We start from the raw sequence: 2,647 nt of genomic DNA on the forward strand, positions 1-2,647 counted from the left end.
AGACAGCCACAGGAACAGCGAACCCATCAACCCGCTCCGGATTATTCAACTCAATATCAGCAGCGTTACACACCACCAACACCACCACAGCAAACTCCAATACCAGTATCAAATTTGCCAGTTTTGAAGCTAATTCATGCTACAGGTCGTGAGTTTACATTATGTCAGGAAAGTGGTTCTATTGGTCGTCGTACTCAAAGTATGCCAAATCCACCAGAAATTGATCTAACTGGGATTCCTGAAGAAGGAATAGTTTCTCGACGACACGCTCGCGTCTTTTGGGATTGGGCGCAAAATACTTATATGATTATTGATACTAGTACAAATGGGATTTATTTGAACGGAAACCTTTTGAATTCAGGTGTTTCATATCGTTTAATCAGTGGAGATACGTTGCAATTAGGACAAAACTCTCTAGTATTTTTTACAATAGCGGTGATGTAAGAAGTTAGGAGTGAGGAGTTAGGAGATAATCCCCGTAAATAAAGTAAATAAGAGGCGTTGCTGAAAAGAAGTATGTTAGCGGAGCGTGACCGCAAGGTCATATTTGATTTAATGAATAAGCGAAACCTTGTAGAGACGTAGCATTGCTACGTCTCAGAATCTAGATTCATACCCGGATTCAGCAATGCCAAATAAGAAATGCGTAGTTAGAAAATGCTAGACCTTCGGCTAATGGTTGATTATCGAAGACTGCCTTTAGCCTAGATTATATAGGAATATTAATCATATTATTATATGGACTTAGAACAAAAAGAAGCTTTTTTCACACCTCTGGGGGATGTTGGTGGGACAACGGGATACGCAAATATTTCTGCAACATCTGATGCTAGTAAAGTTGCTGAAACCGCATCAGCGTACCTCAAAGACTCGCTGTTATTGAGCAAATTGACCAGAAGAGTGTATGAACTTTTACGCGAAGACATCCGATGTCAAAGAGAGAGAGTAAATAATTATGGTTGCGATAGGTGGTTGTGATGGCTGGTAGTACAAATGGCAATGTAGTTCATGAATTGAATTATGTAACTAGCAACCGTTTTTATGTAGAGGTAGATAGCGCGATCGCAGCATCTTTTAGTGAATGTTCGGGGTTAGGTGCAAATGTTCAAAAAAAGATTATTCATGAAGGAGGAGTTAACGATCAGCAAAGGGTATTTTTAGGAAAATTTGAATTTTCTGATGTAACACTTAAACGAGGTGTTACCGATCATCCAGGCTTTTGGAACTGGATAAACGAAGTATTTGACGAGCAGAAAAAAACATCTCGACGTAACGTAAATATTTTGGTTTTTAACCAAGCAGGTGAAACCATGATGAGTTGGACATTGATAGGTGCAATTCCCATCAATTGGAAAGCACCCGCATTACAAGCAGATGGAAACGCAGTTGGAATTGAAGAAATAACTTTGGCTTATGAAGGATTACAGGTAGGAAAAGAAAAAGGAGGTGGCAATTCAAGCACGCGGATGAAATCAGGATTTTTCGAGTCACAGTAATTAGCAAGATAATTCAAAAGTGAATTAAATAGTTAATTAAGTTTGAGCTTAATACCAATATTTTAATTATGGAAAATATTAAGCCTTTGAGAAATGCAGCATCTTTAGGTGAACCTAGCAGATTGACTTTGAGAAAAGAGTCGAATTTATCTAGACATAATTTAGTATCGCGATCGCCATTAGTAGAATCGTCCAAATTTCGTTTACCCCGTAAATATGAAAATCATCAAAATTCTTTAATCAATTGGGATTATGGAAATGAGAATCATAATTTTAGCCTTGCAAATAGTTCCCATAGTTTGCAAAATTTTGATTTACCCTCAGACACAAATACCGAATTTTATCCACAACAAGAAAATATTGAAACAATACCAGATTCTGTAGATAACAATATAAATAATCAAAATAATCATGCGAGTTTAGCACCAGTAGATATTAGAGATACTCTTACAAAAAATCAAACAACCAAAGCTAGTAAAAAGACTAAAATTGCATCAAAATCTAAACCTAAGTCCAAAACAAAAAAATCACCGAATAAATCTCAAAATTCGGAAGTTACTCCAACACAGTTAAAATCAACAACGAGTGAACCTTCTCAAACACCCGAAGTTACTCCAACTCCAACACAATCAGCATCAACAACGAGAGAATCTTCTCAAACACCCGAAGTTATTCCACCACAATTAGCATCAGCAACGAGTGAATCTTCTCAAATTCAAGAATCCAATTCTCAAAATCTAGAAGTTACTCCAACACAATCAGCATCAACAACGAGAGAATCTTCTCAAACGTCGGAAGTTACTCCAACACAATTAGCATCAACAACGAGTGAATCTTATAAAATTACAGAATCCAATTCTCAAAATCCAGAAGTTACTCCAACACAGTTAAAATCAACAACGAATGAAACTTTTCAAACACCCGAAGTCACTCCAACACGATTAGCATCAACGACGACGAGTGAATCTTATAAAATTACAGAATCCAATTCTCAAAATCTAGAAGTTATTCCAACACAGTTAACATCAACAACGAGAGAATCTTCTCAAACACCCGAAGTTATTGCAACACAGTTAAAATCAGCAACGAGTGAATCTTATAAAATTAAAGAATCCAATTCTCAAAATCCAGAAGTTATTCCAACACAGTTA

At 36.6% G+C, this 2,647-nt stretch carries 4 protein-coding genes; all 4 read left to right on the forward strand.

From position 1 onward, the window contains the following. Window positions 1-444 (forward strand): FHA domain-containing protein (locus IQ247_RS31940; RefSeq protein ID WP_193926207.1); only part of this gene is annotated, 444 nt, incomplete at its 5' end. A gap of 294 nt (window positions 445-738) precedes the next feature. After that, the gene (locus IQ247_RS31945; RefSeq protein ID WP_193926208.1) at window positions 739-978 is read left to right on the forward strand and encodes a hypothetical protein; all 240 of its coding nucleotides are present in this window, start codon (window positions 739-741) and stop codon (window positions 976-978) included. Then, window positions 978-1,496, forward strand: a complete 519-nt coding sequence (locus tag IQ247_RS31950) for a phage tail protein (RefSeq protein WP_193926209.1) — start codon at window positions 978-980, stop codon at window positions 1,494-1,496. The genes IQ247_RS31945 and IQ247_RS31950 overlap by 1 nt, the downstream gene beginning before the upstream one ends. 68 nt (window positions 1,497-1,564) lie before the next feature. Beyond that, on the forward strand, window positions 1,565-2,647 hold a 1,083-nt coding region (locus IQ247_RS31955), incomplete at its 3' end, for a hypothetical protein (RefSeq protein WP_228060232.1).

Source organism: Plectonema cf. radiosum LEGE 06105, assembly GCF_015207665.1.
GTDB lineage: Bacteria > Cyanobacteriota > Cyanobacteriia > Cyanobacteriales > Nostocaceae > Rivularia > Rivularia radiosa_A.